General features: G+C 73.6%; 14 protein-coding genes and 1 pseudogene. 4 read left to right on the forward strand and 11 right to left on the reverse strand.

The features are described from left to right. Window positions 1-52: 52 nt before the first annotated feature. The 3 genes from thyX to O7618_RS17145 form a co-directional block, all read right to left on the reverse strand. Window positions 53-790 carry an FAD-dependent thymidylate synthase gene (thyX, locus tag O7618_RS17135; protein WP_278110044.1) on the reverse strand — a complete coding sequence of 246 codons (738 nt, stop codon included), beginning with the start codon at window positions 788-790 and terminating at the stop codon, window positions 53-55. A gap of 300 nt (window positions 791-1,090) precedes the next feature. After that, window positions 1,091-1,579, reverse strand: a complete 489-nt coding sequence (locus O7618_RS17140) for a DUF2752 domain-containing protein (protein ID WP_347405421.1) — start codon at window positions 1,577-1,579, stop codon at window positions 1,091-1,093. Between the two features lie 58 nt (window positions 1,580-1,637). Continuing rightward, window positions 1,638-2,867 (reverse strand): crosslink repair DNA glycosylase YcaQ family protein, encoded by a 1,230-nt coding sequence (locus O7618_RS17145; RefSeq protein ID WP_278107099.1) that lies wholly within the window; start codon window positions 2,865-2,867, stop codon window positions 1,638-1,640. An 80-nt stretch (window positions 2,868-2,947) separates the two neighbouring features. Between O7618_RS17145 and O7618_RS17150 the strand changes: the two genes are divergently transcribed. Then, window positions 2,948-3,499, forward strand: coding sequence for a GNAT family N-acetyltransferase (locus O7618_RS17150; protein WP_278107100.1), 552 nt, complete (start codon window positions 2,948-2,950; stop codon window positions 3,497-3,499). Here O7618_RS17150 and O7618_RS17155 read toward each other — a convergent pair. After that, complete coding sequence (locus O7618_RS17155) at window positions 3,398-4,711, reverse strand: glycosyltransferase family 87 protein (RefSeq protein WP_278107101.1); 1,314 nt, start codon at window positions 4,709-4,711, stop codon at window positions 3,398-3,400. The genes O7618_RS17150 and O7618_RS17155 overlap by 102 nt on opposite strands. Before the next feature lie 35 nt (window positions 4,712-4,746). Between O7618_RS17155 and O7618_RS17160 the strand changes: the two genes are divergently transcribed. Continuing rightward, window positions 4,747-5,331 carry a GNAT family N-acetyltransferase gene (locus O7618_RS17160; protein ID WP_278107102.1) on the forward strand — a complete coding sequence of 195 codons (585 nt, stop codon included), beginning with the start codon at window positions 4,747-4,749 and terminating at the stop codon, window positions 5,329-5,331. Between the two features lie 79 nt (window positions 5,332-5,410). Here O7618_RS17160 and O7618_RS17165 read toward each other — a convergent pair whose 3' ends face one another. From O7618_RS17165 to O7618_RS17175, 3 genes are all read right to left on the reverse strand, one after another. Further along, on the reverse strand, window positions 5,411-6,295 hold the full coding sequence (locus O7618_RS17165; protein WP_278107103.1) for a carbohydrate ABC transporter permease: 885 nt from the start codon (window positions 6,293-6,295) through the stop codon (window positions 5,411-5,413). Between the two features lies 1 nt (window position 6,296). Next, the gene (locus O7618_RS17170; protein ID WP_347405422.1) at window positions 6,297-7,127 is read right to left on the reverse strand and encodes a sugar ABC transporter permease; all 831 of its coding nucleotides are present in this window, start codon (window positions 7,125-7,127) and stop codon (window positions 6,297-6,299) included. A gap of 96 nt (window positions 7,128-7,223) precedes the next feature. Further along, window positions 7,224-8,186, reverse strand: coding sequence for a LacI family DNA-binding transcriptional regulator (locus tag O7618_RS17175; RefSeq protein WP_278107105.1), 963 nt, complete (start codon window positions 8,184-8,186; stop codon window positions 7,224-7,226). Window positions 8,187-8,492: 306 nt separating this feature from the next. Between O7618_RS17175 and O7618_RS17180 the strand changes: the two are divergent. After that, window positions 8,493-8,906, forward strand: a pseudogene (locus O7618_RS17180) (glycogen debranching N-terminal domain-containing protein); the annotation flags it as partial. Between the two features lie 87 nt (window positions 8,907-8,993). Then, window positions 8,994-10,460, forward strand: a complete 1,467-nt coding sequence (locus O7618_RS17185) for an amylo-alpha-1,6-glucosidase (RefSeq protein WP_347405423.1) — start codon at window positions 8,994-8,996, stop codon at window positions 10,458-10,460. A 110-nt stretch (window positions 10,461-10,570) separates the two neighbouring features. On the opposite strand, the gene O7618_RS17190 is transcribed toward O7618_RS17185, so the two are convergent. From O7618_RS17190 to O7618_RS17205, 4 genes are all read right to left on the reverse strand, one after another. Continuing rightward, the gene (locus O7618_RS17190) at window positions 10,571-11,062 is read right to left on the reverse strand and encodes a GNAT family N-acetyltransferase (protein ID WP_278107106.1); all 492 of its coding nucleotides are present in this window, start codon (window positions 11,060-11,062) and stop codon (window positions 10,571-10,573) included. Window positions 11,063-11,178: 116 nt separating this feature from the next. Further along, complete coding sequence (locus O7618_RS17195; protein ID WP_278107107.1) at window positions 11,179-12,105, reverse strand: AraC family transcriptional regulator; 927 nt, start codon at window positions 12,103-12,105, stop codon at window positions 11,179-11,181. Between the two features lie 71 nt (window positions 12,106-12,176). Continuing rightward, a complete protein-coding gene (gene dapB / locus O7618_RS17200; RefSeq protein ID WP_278110048.1) occupies window positions 12,177-12,941 on the reverse strand; it encodes a 4-hydroxy-tetrahydrodipicolinate reductase in 765 nt (254 codons plus the stop codon). A 148-nt stretch (window positions 12,942-13,089) separates the two neighbouring features. After that, the gene (locus O7618_RS17205; protein ID WP_278107109.1) at window positions 13,090-14,421 is read right to left on the reverse strand and encodes a pitrilysin family protein; all 1,332 of its coding nucleotides are present in this window, start codon (window positions 14,419-14,421) and stop codon (window positions 13,090-13,092) included. Between the last annotated feature and the right edge of the window lie 69 nt (window positions 14,422-14,490).

Here is a 14,490-nt window from a genome sequence, read left to right on the forward strand (position 1 = left end):
GCTCACAACCTAGCGGACGGCCACCGGTGCCCCGGCGGCGAAGGGCGACGAGTCACTCGGCATGCGGCGACGCCGCCACCTCGGTGCCGTCCGGCAGCGTGGAGATCACGAAGTCGGCGAAGACGTTCGGCGCCACGCCCTGGAGCTGGCGCAGGCACTCCACCGCCAGCTCGCGGATCTCCACGTCGGCGTGCTCGGTGGCGCGCATCTTCACGAAGTGCCGCCAGGCGCGGTAGTTGCCGGTCACCACGATCCGCGTCTCGGTCGCGTTCGGCAGCACGGCCCGGGCCGCCTGCCGGGCCTGCTTGCGGCGCAGCGTCGGGTTGGGCTCGTCGGTGAAGCGGGCCTCCAACCCCGCCAGCAGATCGGTGTACGCCCGCACCGCCGCCTCGGACGCCTCGACGAACCGCTTGTGCAGCTCCGGGTCCTCGGCGATCACCGCCGGCTCGACCATCGCCGCGTCCCGCTCGGGCACGTAACGCTGGGAGAGCTGCGAGTAGGAGAAGTGCCGGTGCCGGATCAGCTCGTGGGTGAACGACCGCGAGACGCCGCTGAAGTAGAAGCTCACCGAACCGTGCTCCAGCACGCTCAGGTGGCCGACGTCGAGGATGTGCGCCAGGTAGCCGGCGTTGGTCGCGGTGGCCGGGTTCGGCTTCTTCCAGCTCTGGTAGCAGGCCCGCCCGGCGAACTCGGCGAGCGCCTGCCCGCCGTCGGCGTCGGTCGACCACGGCACCTCGTCCGGCGCCTGGAACTGCGTCCACGCGATCAGCTTGACCTGGGGCTGCACCATCTCCGGCATGCCGAGGACTGTAGTTGCCGCCCGCCCCCCGAGGAAATCGGGCACGCGGCCGACCAGCACCTGGGGCCGGCCCCCGTGGCCGACGTCTCGCCGAGCCGGAAGGCCCGGGAGTCTCGGCGTGTCGGCTCCCGCAGGACACAAGCCCAGAAAGCGATATACCTATCAGTCATAACTATGACTGATAGGTATATCGCGCAAAGCAGCGGGCGGTGGAGCGGCCGTCACACGGTGTGGTCACCCACGCTCGGTCGCGGAGCAGCGCTGAACCCGAGCAGCGCCGACCCGCAGCGGTCAGACGTAGAGCGAGGGGAACGGCGCCCAGGGCAGGTTGCGGACCACTGAGAAGACCGCCCAGGCGGCCAGGAACACGCCGATCACCTTCGGGCTGAGCTGCAACTCGGGCAGCCGCCAGCCGAACGCCCGGTTGCCGGCCCAGGCGACGAAGAGCCAGGCCAGGAACGGCAGCGCGAAGACGAACAGGAAATGGTGCCGGGCGGCCGCCGGCAGGTCGCCGTGCAGCACGTACCAGAGGGCGCGGGTGCCGCCGCAGCCCGGGCAGTCCAGCCCGGTGGTGAGCTTGAGCAGGCAGGTCGGCCGGGCGTCCGGGTCGCTCTGGGTGGGATCGCTGATCAGCGCGTAGGTCATGCCGAGGCCGACGCAGCCGAGCGCGGCCAACGGCACCGCCCAGCGCGGGGCGCGGGCGTGCAGGCGCAACACCATCCGGGTGAACCGGTCCGGCTCGACCGGCTGGTAGGCCACCCCGGCCGGCCACGCCGCCACCTCGGCATGCGCGTGCGGGTCGGGCGCGGTGGCAGGCCGGTCAACGCTCGTCACGCGCTCACCGTACACCCGCCACGCCCACCAACGCGGCGGCCAGCGGAGCAGCCAGGTCGCCGGCGGCGGGCGGGGCGACCGCGTCCAGGCCGAGCCAGCCGGCCAGCCGGTAGAGCTCGGCGGCGAGCGCCACGGCGGTCTCCCCCCGGTCGACGCCCGGCTCGGCCCAGGCGGCCGGCACCAGCAGCACGCCGGCCTTCCGGTCGGCCTTCAGGTCGACCCGGGCGGTGAAGCGCTCACCCTGCCGGAACGGCAGCACGTAGTAGCCGTGGACCCGCTGGGGCGCCGGCACGTAGATCTCGATCCGGTAGGTGAAGCCGAACAGCCGCTCGGCGCGGGCCCGCTCCCAGACCAGCGGGTCGAACGGGCTGACCAGCGTGTTGCCCCGCACCCAGCGCGGCAGCCGGGCCTCGGCGTGCAGGTAGGCCGGCTGCCGCCAGCCCTGCACCGTGACCGGGGTCAGCTCGCCCGCCTCGACCAGCTCGGCGAGCGCCCGCCGGGCGCCGGCCACCGGCAACCGGAAGTAGTCGCGCAGCTCCGGCTCGGCGGCGACGCCGAGCGCGCGGGCCGCGATCGCGACCAGGGTGCGGTGCGCCTGCGCGTCGGTCGGGGTGGGCGCGTCCAGCACCGCCGCCGGCAGCACCCGCTCGGGCAGGTCGTAGCGGCGGGCGAACGAGCTGGTGCGGTCGGCGGCGGTGACCTCGCCGGACCAGAAGAGGAACTCCAGCGCCCGCTTCACGGTCGACCAGTTCCAGCCCCAGTTGCCGGTCTCCCGGGGCGCGTCGTGCTCGATCTCGGCCGCGGTGAGCGGGCCGCGGGCGGCCACCTCGTCGCGCACCCACGCCACCAGCTCGGGTTGCTCCTGGGCGATCCGGCGCATCCCGCCCCAGGCGTCGTCGCGCGCCTTGGCCATCCGCCAGCGCAGCGCCGGGTGCAGCCCCACCGGGACCAGCGAGGCCTCGTGCGCCCAGTATTCGAACAGCTCGCGGGGGCGGCGGTAGGCGGCGGTGTCGAGCAGGGCGGTCGGGTAGGGCCCGAGCCGGCTGTAGAGCGGCAGGTAGTGGGCGCGCTGGAGCACGTTGACCGAGTCCATCTGGATCAACCCGACCCGGTCGAGCACCCGGCGCAGGTGCCGGCGGGTGGGCACGCCGTTGGGCGCCGGGTCGGCGAAGCCCTGGGCGGCCAGGGCGACCCGGCGGGCCTGGGCGAGCGAGAGCGATTCCGGTGCGGCCATCGTCGGGACCCTAATCCACGCCTACGACGTCGCCGGTGCGGCGGCTGGACCCCTCGCCCGTCGGGGCATACAACGGACAGGTGCTCACCATCCGCCGGGAGGAGCCGGACGACGCCGAGGCGATCGCCCGGGTGCACATCCACGGCTGGCAGGCCGGCTACGCCGGGATCATGCCGGACGAGGTGCTGCGCCGGCTGAACCCGCGCGCCTGGGCGCAGCGCCGCCGCGACCTCGGCACCGCCGACCCGGAACACCCGTTCACCACGCTGGTCGCCGAGGCCGACGGAGTGGTCGCCGGCTTCGCCACGTTCGGGCCCTACCGCAACAACCAGGACCGCAGCGACCTCGACCCGGCGCACGGCGAACTGCTGGCCATCTACCTGGAACCGGCGCACTGGGGTTCCGGCGCCGGCCGGGCGCTGCTGGCGGCCGCCCGGGCCGGCCTGGCGGAGCGGGGATGGACGGACTATCGACTCTGGGTGCTCGCCGACAACGCCCGGGCGCGCCGCTTCTACGAACGGGCCGGGCACTCACCGGACGGCGAGGAGTCCACCTATCCGGTGCCGCTGCACGGTGGGCGCGACCCGGTCGTCCTCCGCGAGCTGCGGTACACCGGTCGGCTCGACGGCTGACCCGGCCGGGCCGACCGCCCGAGCGGGCCCGTCCGGGCGCGCCGGCGTCGCCCGGCGGCGGATCGGCAGGCCGACCAGCAGCGCCAGGCTGATCCAGACGTAGGTGTTGCTGCCCAGGAAGCCGTCCGCACCGGTGAAGTCCTTCTCCCAGGCCCAGACGATCCGGCTGCACAGCAGCGCGTACCCGATCAGCGCGGCGGCCAGCAGCACGCGGCGCCGGCGCCCCCGGGCGGGCGCCGCCATGCCGTTGTCGACGAGCAGGATCAGGCCGGGCAGCAGCCAGACCAGGTGGTGCACCCAGGTCACCGGGCTGACCAGGCACATCACCGCGCCGGTCAGGGCCAGGCCGGTGGCCTCGTCGCCGGCGGCCACCGCCGCCCGGCAGCGCCATCCCCAGAGGACCAGCGTGACCAGTACGAGCACCAGCCAGGCCAGCGTGCTCGGGTGCTCCGGGTCGAGCCGGGCGACCACCCCGCGCAGCGACTGGTTGGAGACGAACGCCAGCTCACCGACCCGGTCGGTGTTCCACAGCGCCTCGGTCCAGAACTCCCTCGACGCGTCTGGGAAGAGGCCGGCGGCCACCAGCGTAGCGACGGCGGCCGAGCCGATCGCCGTCGCGGCGGCCCGCCAGCGGCCGGTGACCAGCAGGTAGACGACGAAGATGCCCGGGGTCAGCTTGATCGCGGTGGCCAGCCCGATGCCCACCCCGGCCCAGCGGTTGCCCCCCGGCAGCAACCGGAGCAGGTCCACCGCCACCAGGAACAGCAGCAGCATGTTGACCTGCCCGAAGTTCACCGTCTCGCGCATCGGCTCGTACGCGGCGGCGAGGCAGAGCGCGACCGCGAGGGTGAACCATCGGGTCCAGCCGCAGCGGCGGGCCACCGGGTCCAGCAGCCACCAGATCACCACCGCGCTGACCACCACCGTCGCCGCGACGCTCACCACGATCGCGGCGTTCCACGGCAGGTACGCCATGGGCAGCATGACCAGCGCCGCGAACGGCGGGTAGGTGAAGCCGTACTGGGTGCCGGCCTTGAGGAAGTCGTAGATCTCCCCGCCGTCGCGCGCCCAGTAGGTCAGCGCGCCGTGGTAGACCCGCAGGTCGAAGAAGCCGTGCCGGACCGCCGCCACGGAGAGGAACCCGGTGACCGCCGCGGCGAGCGCCGCCACGGCGACGACCTGCGCGGTCGTCCGCCCGGCACCCTGCGCCACCGTCACCCTCCTCGCCCTGCGTAGGCTCACGTGCCATGGCTGAAGGCTACGTCCGCCCCGCGCGTCCCGAGGACGTCGCCGAGATCGCCCGCATCCAGCTCGCGACCTGGCGGGTCGCGTACCGCCGGATCCTGCCCCGGCACGTGCTCGACAACCTGGACGAGGCGTACCTCGCCCGGCGGTGGGGCGCGGCGGTGCAGGAGCCGCCCTCGGGCGCGCACCGGGTGCTGGTCGCCGTCGAACAGGCCGCGCAATCCTATCTGGTGGGGTTCGCCGCCTCCGGTCCGGCCGACGCCGAGGCGCTCGCCCCGGGCGAGCCGGTCGACGCGCTCGCCTCGGGGGTGGTGGCGGTGACCGACCTGCTGGTCGAGCCGCGCTGGGGCCGGCGCGGGCACGGCAGCCGGCTGCTCGCCGCCGCTGTCGACCAGTGGCGCGCGGACGGCTTCGCCCGGGCCGTGGCGTGGGCGTTCGACGCGGACGCGGCGACCCGCGCGTTCCTCGGCTCGACCGGCTGGGAGCCGGACGGCGCGACCCGGGCGCTGGACGTGGACGACATGCTGGTCCCCCAGCTCAGGCTGCACGTGAGCGTTCCGGAGGAAAATACGCCCGCGCGGGGATGAGTTCGCGCCCGGCCGCCGGTCTGACACCTGACGGGCGACACCGGCGGTCCCGGCACGGGGCGGGACCGCCGGCCACCGCTCACCCCTTGTCCGCGCCCTCGTTGGCGCCCCGGACGAAGTAACGCTGGAAGATCACGAACAGCACCGCCACCGGGATGGTGGCCAGCAGCGCCGCGCCGAGCTTCAGCGGATACTGGGTGCCCGAGCCGAGTGAGCCGCTGACCAGGTCGGCCAAGCCGCGGGGCAGCGTGAACAGGTCCGGGTCCTGCACCGAGACGAGGCTGTGCGGGAACTCGTTCCAGGAGCCCTGGAACGACAGGATGGTCAGCGTGATCAGGGCCGGCCGGGCCATCGGCAGCACCACCGACCAGAACGTGCGGAACACGGAGGCGCCGTCGATCCGGGCCGCCTCCTCCACGCTCACCGGGATCGACTCGAAGAACTGCTTCATGATGAAGACGCCGGCCGCGTCGGCGAGCAGCGGCACGATCAGGCCGGCGTAGCTGTCGTAGAGGCCGATCTGCTTGAGCACCAGGAACTTCGGGATCAGCAGCACCACGCCGGGCACCGCCATCACCGCGATGACCGCGGCGAACAGCCCGGCCCGGCCCCGGAACCGCAGCCGGGCCAACGCGTAGCCGGCGAGCGAGTCGAAGAACACCCGGCCGAGCGTGACCAGCACGGTGACCAGCAGCGAGTTGCCGAGCCAGAGCGGGAAGTTGGTGCCGGCGAAGATCCGCTCGAAGCCGGCCAGCGAGAGCGGGTCGGGGAACGGCGAGAGCGGGTTGGCCGCCGCGTCCGGCTCGGTCTTGAGCGAGTTCGCGAGCTGGATGACGAACGGGTAGAGGTAGACCAGCCCGAAGAAGATCAGGACGGCGTACCCGAGGAAGCGGTTGACCCAGGCGCGCGGCGCGCGGTCGGCGCGACGCGCGACGGGCGCCGGCCGGTCGGTCAGCACGGCCATGTCAGGACCCCTCCGGTACGCGTCGCCGCCACCACCGGCCACGCCGGGTGCCGTCCCGGTCGGCCATCAGCCGGCGCTGGAACAGGGTGAGCAGGATGATGATCAGGAACAGCACGAACGAGATGGCCGCGCCGGAGCCGTAGTCGAAGTCCCGGAACGCGGTCCGGTACGACAGGTACGCCGGGGTGAGCGTGGTCTTGGCCGGGTCGCCCTGGCTCATCACGTACACCTGGTCGAAGACCTGCCAGGAGCCGATCAGTCCCAGCGTGACCACCAGGAACGTGGTGGGCTTGATCAGCGGCAGGGTGACGTGGCGGAAGCGCTGCCAGCGCGTCGCCCCGTCGAGCGTGCTGGCCTCGTCGAGCGCCACCGGAACGTTCTGCAACGCGGCCAGGTACATCAGCATGAACGTGCCGGAGGTGGTCCAGATGACCAGGGTGATGATCGACGTCATCGCGACGCTCGGCCCGGAGAGCCACTCCCACCAGCTCAGCCCGAACGGGCCGCCGGAGGTGAGCGCGGCCGGCGGGTTGTCCACCCCGAACGCGCCGAGCAGCAGGTGCAGCACGCCCCGGCCGTCGGCGAACCACTCCGGCCCGTCGAGGCCGAGCAGGGCGAGCAGCCGGTTGACCGCGCCGGAGTTGGCGAACAGGAACAGGAACACCACGCTGATCGCCACCGAACTGGTGACCGAGGGGAAGTAGAACGCGCTGCGGAAGAAGCCCTTCCCCCTGAGCAGCCGGTTGTTGACGAGCCGATCAGGATCTGGAGGTTGGCCGGTCCGCTGGACTGCTTGGCGTCGTCGGCCGAGTCGTCGAAGCCGCTTCCGCAGGCGGCGGAGCCGAGCAGGGCGACGGCGGCGACGCCGGCCACCGCGGCCCGGGTGAGAATCCGAGGTGTCATCTGTCTCTCCTGGTGGGGGATGGGGTCACGCCGTGTGCCGGAGCACCAGCGAGGGATGGAGCAGGAGTTGGGGGTCTCGTGGCTGGCCGTCGAGCACGCCGGTGAGCAGCTCGACGCAGCGGGCGGCGGCCTCGCCGAGCGGTTGGCTGACGCTGCTCAGGCCGACCGCGGCGGCCACCGGGGTGTCGTCGAAGCCGACGACGGCGAGGTCGGTCCCGGTGTCGCGGGCGGCCTGCCAGGCGCCGAGGGCCAGCGAGTCGCTGGCGCAGACCACCGCGGTCGGCGGCGCGTCGAGGGCGAGCAGCGCGCGTGACTCGCGCTCCCCTTCGGCGATGCCGTCCTCGGTGGCGCGGTCCGGTGCGGCGCCGTCCAGGCCGACCTCCGCCATCGTGGTACGCCAGCCGGCGCGCCGGTCGTCGCCGACGCCCGAGCCGGCGGGCCAGCCGAGGAAGGCGATCCGGCGGTGCCCGGCGGCGAGCAGGTGCCGGGTGGCCTGGGCGGTGCCGGCGGCGCCGTCGACGTCGACCCAGGGGTGCGCTTCGGGGGTGTCCCAGGGCCGGCCGAACGTCACGAACGGCACCTCCCGCTCGGCCAGCCACGCGGTGCGCGGGTCGCCGTGTTTGGTGCCGGTGAGTACGAACGCGTCCAGGTCGTACGCGCCGAGCAGGTCGTCGTAGGTGGCGATCTCCTGGTCGTCGCCGACGGCGGTGTAGAGCAGGACCCGGTAGCCGGCGGCGTCGGCGGTCTCGGTGAGGCCGTGCAGGAAGCGGTCGAGGACCGAGCCGTTGATGCCGTCGCGGGTGGGTTCGATGCGGACGGCGATGAGCCGGGACCGTCCGGTCCGCATCTGCCGCGCGGCCTGGTTGGCCCGGTAGCCGAGCGCGGCGATCGCCTCGTGCACCCGACGCCTGGTGTCTTCGCGGACGATGTGCGGCGTGTTGAGCACATTGGAGACGGTCTGCCGGCTGACCTGGGCGCGCTGGGCCACCGTTGCGATGGTTACCTTTTCTCCCACGAAATCCCTCTCGGCTACTTTGAACGATCCAATGCCGATGGGGCAGGATTAGATCGTTCAAAGTTTCTGGAATGTTTCGCACTGTGCGCCCGGCCGCGGCCATCTGTCAAGACGTCCGCCGCCACCGATCAGCACCAGGAGTTCCCCCGATGACCGAACGCCACCTCCAGCCGCTGCTGCACGACCTGGTCGGCGTGGTGCACGCCCCCACCCAGCGCGCTCGGCGACGCGGCCGGTCAGCTCCGCCCGCACGGCGTTCAGGGTGTCTTCCACGCCGACGCCCGGGTGCTCTCCCGCGCCGAGCTGCGCCTCAACGAGCGGGAGCCGGAACCGATCGCCGGCGGCGCCACCGGTCCGCACGACGTCCGCTTCGTCAGCCTGGCCCGCTGGCTCGGCGACCCCACCCCCGACCCGACCGTCCGGGTGGAGCGCACCCGGCAGGCCGGCCCGCGTGGGCTCACCGAGGAGATCGTCGTCTCCTCCACCGCCACCGAGCTGGTCCGCACCACCGTCACCGTCGACCTGGCCTGCGACCTCGCCCCGATCGAGCAGGTCAAGATCGGGCAGGCGGTCGTCCCGCTCGCGGCCGGGACCGACGAGCCGGGCCGGGTCCGGTGGGCCGCCGACGGGCTGACCGTCACCGTCACCGGCGAGGGCGCCACCGTGGACGCCGCCGGTGCGCGCGCGGTCAACCCGCGCCTGAGCTGGCCGGTCACCGTCGACCCGGGCACCTCGGTCACGCTGCGGTGGCGGCTCGCCGTCACCGACCCCCGGGCCGTGGTGACCGCCGCCCCGCCCGACGCGAGCTGGGCCGAGCCGCGCGTCGACGCCGACGACCGCCGTCTACTGCGACTGCTCGACCGCTCCCTGGCCGACCTGCGCGGGCTGCGGCTGGCCGAACCCGCCCACCCCGGGGACGTCTTCCTCGGCGCCGGCGTGCCCTGGTTCCTCACCCTGTTCGGCCGGGACAGCCTCTGGGCCGCCCGGATGATGCTGCCGCTCGGCACCGGCCTGGCCGCCGGCACGCTGCGCGTGCTCGCCCGCCGGCAGGGCACCCGCGTCGACCCGGCCACCGGCGAGCAACCCGGCAAGATCCTGCACGAGCTACGACGGCACGAGTTCGCCCCGAACGAGGGGCTCCGGCTGCCGCCGGCCTACTACGGCACCGTCGACGCCACCATGCTCTGGGTCAACCTGCTGCACGACGCCTGGCGCTGGGGCCTGCCCGCCGACGAGATCGAGCCGCTGCTGCCGCACCTGGAGGCGGCGCTGCGCTGGCTCGACGAGCACGCCGACGCCGACGGCGACGGCTTCGTCGAGTACGTCGACTCCACCGGCCACGGCCTGGCCAACCAGGGCTGGAAGGACTCCGGCGACGCGGTGCGCTTCCGCGACGGCCGGCTGGCCGCGCCGCCGATCGTGCTGGCCGAGGTGCAGGGATACGCCTACCAGGCCGCGGTGAACGGTGCGGACCTGCTGGAGGCCTTCGGCCGACCCGGCGCCGACCGCTGGCGCGGATACGCCGACCGGCTCGCCGAGCGGTTCCGGGCCACGTTCTGGGTCGACGGCCGGCACGGCCCGCAGCCCGCGCTGGCCCTGGACCGGGACAAGCGCCCGGTGGACTCGCTGACCAGCAACATCGGCCACCTGCTCGGCACCGGGCTGCTGTCGGGCCCCGAGTCGGCCCAGGTCGCGGCGCTGCTCTCCACCGAGGCGATGGCCGGCGGCTTCGGGCTGCGCACCATGTCCACCGACGACGCCGGCTTCAGCGCGCTGTCGTACCACTGCGGTTCGATCTGGGCGCACGACACCGCGATCGTGCTCGCCGGGCTGGCCCGCGACGGGCACCGGGCGGCGGCGCTCCGCCTCGCCGACGGCCTGCTCGCCGCCGCCGAGGCGTTCGACTACCGCCTGCCCGAGCTGTACGGCGGCGACGACCGGGCCACGCTCGGCCGGCCGGTGCCCTACCCGGCCGCCTGCCGCCCACAGGCCTGGTCCGCGGCGGCCTCCGTGCTGCTGCTCCAGGCCGGTCTGGGCGTCTATCCCGACGTGCCGAACGGTCGGGTCGACCTGCGCCCGCTGGCCGGTCCCGAGCTGGGCGCGCTGAGCGCGTCGAACCTGCGCATCGCCGGCGCCCCGGTCACCGCGGAGGTCGACCACACCGGCCACCCCACCCTGACCGGCTACCCGACCCACATCCCGACCCCCCGCACGCCCCTCTCCCTCGCCCCCACGCGTCGATCATGAAGTTGGCGGCCTTGTGGATCTCCCCCACTCCCGCCAACTTCGTGATCGACGCTGTCGCAGCGCGGGCTCGGCCCCGACCCGACGGCCCAGGGTTGACGCGAACTCCTTGATCACCGTGAGGGTGAGTGGGGCGGGTCAGGACGGGAGGAGTTCAGCCACCAGCTCGTCGTCCTCCATGGCGCCCGTGGGTGGAAGCCGAGAGAGGTGTAGAGGGCTGCCGCCGCGGTGTTGTCGGGGTGGTAGCTCAGGCGAATCGGGTGGCCCGCCTCGGCCAGCCGGCCGGCGAGCGTGCGCACCGTGGCGCGGCCCAGGCCCCGGCCCTGCTCGGCGGCGTCGATCACCATGCCGCCGATCCAGCGCGAACCGTCGTCGTCCACGCCCCACATGACGTGCCCCACCACGGTGTCGTCGGCGTAGACGGCGAGCGAGTTCCAGACGTCCGAGTGCGCGGTCAGCAGCAGGTAACGGGCGGCCAGGGCCGGCACGAAGTCGCGCTGGTCGTCGCGCGGCGCCACGTCGGCCACCGGCCGCCAGTTGTCGTCGTCCACCGGCCGCAGGGTCACCCGGCGGCCGAGGCGGTCACGCTCCCCAGAGTCGATCATGATCGCCAGCCTAGGACCGCCCCCACCCGCCGACCATCCATTTCGCCGAGCCGCGCCCGCAGGCGAGTTAGGAGGGGCCCCCTGTTATGCAGAATGCGTTAACAGGGGGCCCCTCCTTACCCGCGGGCGGCGCGGTCGAGGTACGGGCGGGGGTCGCCGGCGCCCAGGTCGGTGACCCCGGCACTGCGCAGGGCGCCGATCGCCAGCGTCCGACGCACGGCGGCGAAGGTGATCACGTGACCGATGGTGCCGCCCAGCGTGTGGGTGGCCGGCGGCGTACAGGTGGTGTCGACGAAGGTGTCCGCGAGGGTGCCGTCGGCGAGCGTCCGGGCGACGAACGCCCGCCAGTCCCGCCCGGCGACCGCGTGCCGGGCGGCCAGGCCGCGCACCGACCGGTCGCTCTCGTCGGGCCAGTCGCCGCCGCGCAGCGCCGACAGCCAGTGTTCCTCCTGGGTGACCATCGCGTTGATCAGCGAGCGCAACGTCGGCTGCTCGTCGATCGTCTCCACCGACACGGTGACGGGCCGGTCGAGAACCTGCTCGTCGAGGCCGCCGGCGCGGTCGATGATCGCGGTGAGCGTCTCGACGTGGTGGTCGACGAGGTGTTGGAGCACGTTCATCGGGGTCTCCTGACGTGCGGCCGGCAGCCGCAGGCCACCGGGCGGTTGGAAGTGGACGCCGCTCGGGCAGGGCAGCTCCAGCTCGCGGAAGACCAGCGGCGGGCGCCGCCGCACCGCGGTCGGGACGAGTCCGTACGACCGGTGGAAGGCGCGGCTGAACGCCTCGTGCGAGCCGTACCCGGCCTCGACCGCGATGTCGAGGACGGTCCGGTCGCTGGTGACGAGCCGGTACGCCGCCCGTTCCAGGAGCAGTCGCCGGCGCAGCGCGCCCGGCGGTTCGCCGGTGGCCGCGGCGACCAGCCGGTCGAAGTGGAACCGGGACAGGTGGGCCCGGGCGGCGAGACCCGCCGGGCTCGTCGCCGGATCGTCGAGAGCCGCCTGGAGGACGTCGAGGAGGCCGGTGAGTCCGTCGTTCCGGTTCATGCGCTCAGCCTGCCCCCGCCACGGGCGATACCGCCTGATCGCCGTTGCGCACCCGCGGAACGCCGGGGCGCTCAGTCGAGCAGGGCGTCCAGGCCGACGGTGAGACCCGGCCGGCGGGCGACCTCGCGCACCGCCAGCAGCACGCCGGGCATGAACGAGGCCCGGTCGTACGAGTCGTGCCGGATGGTCAGCGTCTCGCCGGTGGTGCCGAACAGCACCTCCTGGTGGGCGACCAGGCCGGTGGCGCGGACCGCGTGCACGCGTACCCCGTCGATGTCGGCGCCGCGGGCGCCGGGCACCTCGTCGCGGGTGGCGTCCGGCGCGGGGCCGAGCCCGGCCTCGGCGCGGGCCGCCGCGATCAGGCGGGCGGTGTGGGTGGCGGTGCCGCTGGGCGCGTCCAGCTTGCGCGGGTGGTGCTGCTCGACGATCTCGACCGACTCGAAGTGCCGCGCCGCGCGGGCCGCGAACTGCATCATCAGCACCGCGCCGATGCCGAAGTTGGGCGCGATCACCACGCCGACCCCGGGCCGGTCGGCCAGCCAGCCGCGCACCTGGTCCAGCCGCTGCCCGGTGAAGCCGGTGGTGCCCACCACGGCGTGGATGCCCCGCTCGACGCACCAGCGCAGGTTGTCCATCACGGCGTCGGGGGTGGTGAAGTCGACGATCACGCCGGCGCCGGCGTCGGCCACCTCGGCGAGGTCGTCGCCCTGGTCCACGGCCGCGACCAACTCCAGGTCGGGGGCGGCGTCGACGGCCTTGCAGACCTCCATGCCCATCCGGCCCCGGGCACCCAGCACGCCGACCCGGGCCGCCTCGGCCGGGCCCTTCCCCCACACGTCAGTCACGGGCACAACCTATCCCAATCGGGACGCGCCCCACCCGCCGGTCCGCCACCGCGCATGATCGACGCCAGCTCGGGGAGGTGGAGGGTCGACCGGGGCGGGACACCGCCACCTCGGCGAGCCCGCGACGAAGGTGGCTCGGTCAGCCCGTGACGGTGAACGCGGACTCGTCGAACGGGCCGACCACGGCCAGCGACATCGGTCGGGAGAGCAGCTCGGCCGCGAGCCCGTTCACATCGGCCAGGGTCACCGCGTCCACCCGGGCCAGCAGTTCGTCCACCGGCATCAGGTTGCCGTAGAGCAGCTCGCCCTTGGCCAACCGGCTCATCCGCGACCCGGTGTCCTCCAGCCCCAGCACGAAGGAGCCCTTGCTCATCCCCTTGCCCCGGGCCAGCTCGGCCTCGGTGACCCCCTCGGCCGCCACCCGGGCCAACTCGGCACGGGTCAGGTCCAGCACCTCGTCGACCTTGCCGGGCGCGCAGCCGGCGTAGACGGCGAACACGCCGCTGTCGGCGTACTGGCTGGCGTAGGAGTAGACCGAGTAGGCGAGCCCGCGCTGCTCCCGGATCTCCTGGAACAACCGGCTGGACATGCCGCCACCGAGCACGTTGTTGAGCACGCCCAACGCGAAGCGCCGGTCGTCGGTGCGGTCGATCGCCGGGCAGCCCAACAGGACGTGCGCCTGCTCGGTCTCCTTCGGCTCGACGAGCGTGGTGGCCGGCTTCGTGCGTACCGCCGGGGTGGTCGCCCGGTGCGGCGCCGGCGCGGCCGTTTCGGTGTCCAGCGGGGTCCCGCGCAGCGCCTGCCGGACCAGCTTGACCACGGCGGCGTGGTCGAGGTTGCCGGCGGCGGCGATGACGATCTGCGGCGCGGTGTACCGGCTGCGGTAGAAGCCCTGGATCTGCCGCCGGGTCATCGGCGTGACCGTCTCCTCGGTGCCGGAGATGAGCCGGCCCAGCGGGTGGTCGCCGTAGATCGCGCGGGCGAAGAGGTCGTGCACCTCGTCGCCGGGCTCGTCGTCGTGCATGGCGATCTCTTCGAGGATGACTCCGCGCTCGGTCTCCACGTCGGCGGCGGCCAGCACCGAGTCGGCGACCGCGTCGCACATCACGTCGATGGCCAGTGGCAGGTCCTCGTCCAGCACCCGCGCGTAGTAGCAGGTGTATTCCTTCGTGGTGAACGCGTTGGTCTCGCCGCCGACCGCCTCGATCTCGGCCGAGATCTCCAGCGCGCTGCGCTTCTTGGTGCCCTTGAAGAGCAGGTGCTCCAGGAAGTGCGCGGCGCCGGCCTGTGGCCCGGTCTCGTCGCGGGAGCCGACCGCCACCCAGATGCCGAACGAGACGCTGCGCATCGCCGGGATCGCCTCGGTGAGCACCCGTAGCCCGCTGGGCAGCACGGTGCGGCGGACGGTGCCGCCGAGCGGGTCGTCGCTGAGGGTGCGGGTGACCGCCCGTGCCGGGGAGGACGAACTCACGACAGACCTGCTCTCCGTGCCACGAAGGGTGGGTGTGACGAACGACGGCTCCAGCCCGCCGCGCGACCT

Source organism: Micromonospora sp. WMMD980, assembly GCF_029626035.1.
In the GTDB taxonomy this organism is placed as follows: domain Bacteria; phylum Actinomycetota; class Actinomycetes; order Mycobacteriales; family Micromonosporaceae; genus Micromonospora.